Here is a 1332-nt window from a genome sequence, read left to right on the forward strand (position 1 = left end):
GAGGGTGTACAGAATTTTGTGTAAACGGACAATCCACCGCCGGCGCAAGCCGGCCTGTCCGTAAGCACAATGAACACCAAGAAACACGACGTACCCGAAGAACTGCTGTCTGGCCTGCTGGCCAACTACAAGAAGCCTGAAGACCTCATCGGCGAGAACGGCCTGCTCAAGCAATTGACCAAGCTGCTGGTCGAGCGAGCCTTGGACGCCGAGCTGACTGAGCACCTGGGCCATGAACGCAACGAAGCGGTGGCCAACCCCGCCGGCAACACCCGAAACGGCAAGAGCAAGAAGACCCTCAAGGGGGAGTTTGGCGAGTTGCCCATCGAGGTGCCACGCGACCGCCATGGCAGCTTCGAGCCCCAGCTCATCCCCAAGCACCAGACCCGCTGGGCCGGCTTCGACGACAAAATCATCTCGCTATACGCCCGTGGCCTGACGGTGCGCGAGATACAGGCCCACTTGCAGGAGATGTACGGCACCGAGATCTCGCCCAGCCTGATTTCCTCGGTGACCGATGCTGTGGCCGATGAGGTCAAGGCTTGGCAGACACGACCGCTGGAGCCCATCTATCCCATCGTCTATCTGGACTGCATCCATGTGAAGGTGCGAGAAGGTGCTGTGCGGGTCAAGGCGGTGTACCTGGCCATTGGCATCACCATGACGGGCGACAAGGAGGTGCTGGGCCTGTGGCTGGCGCAAACCGAGGGCGCCAAGTTCTGGCTGCAGGTCGTCACCGAATTGCGCAACCGGGGCGTGCAGGACATCTTCATTGCCTGTGTGGATGGGCTCAAAGGTTTCCCGCAAGCCATCGAGGCGGTGTTCCCCAAGGCGGTGGTGCAGCTGTGCATCGTGCACATGGTGCGCCACAGCCTGAACTACGTGTCCTGGAAGCGAAGAAAGGAGGTGGCCGCCGACCTGCGCCGCATCTACACGGCCGCCACCGCCGAGGAGGCCGAGCTGATGCTCGGGGAATTCGAGGAGCGCTGGGATGCCGAGTACCTGCCCATTGGCCAGTCCTGGCGCAGGAACTGGAGCCGACTCATCCCGTTCTTTGACTACCCGCCGGAAATCCGCAAGGTCATCTACACCACCAACGCCATCGAGTCGGTGAACATGGGCCTGAGGAAGCTGACCAAGAACCGGGGCTCATTCCCCAGCGATGAGGCGCTGAGCAAGCTGTTCTACTTGGCCCTGCGCAACATCAGCCAGAAGTGGAGCATGCCCATCCGGGATTGGAAGGCTGCGCTGACCCGCTTTACCATTCAGTTCGGAGACCGCATCTCCGTCAACTGAAGTCCGAACCGTTTACACAAAAATTCGGACACGCCC

1 protein-coding gene is annotated in these 1332 nt (G+C 60.8%); it reads left to right on the forward strand.

Annotation, left to right across the window (positions count from 1 at the left end; genetic code table 11):
* The first annotated feature begins 69 nt into the window (after positions 1 to 69).
* A complete protein-coding gene (locus MJ602_RS16635; protein WP_243021860.1) occupies positions 70 to 1296 on the forward strand; it encodes an IS256 family transposase in 1227 nt (408 codons plus the stop codon).
* The last annotated feature ends 36 nt before the right edge of the window (positions 1297 to 1332 follow it).

The organism is Simplicispira sedimenti, assembly GCF_022760965.1.
Taxonomy (GTDB): Bacteria; Pseudomonadota; Gammaproteobacteria; order Burkholderiales; family Burkholderiaceae_C; genus Simplicispira; species Simplicispira sedimenti.

Coding starts and splice junctions, on each gene's coding strand:
- MJ602_RS16635 (WP_243021860.1), top strand. CDS start 70: ATGAACACCAAGAAACACGACGTACCCGAAGAACTGCTGTCTGGCCTG.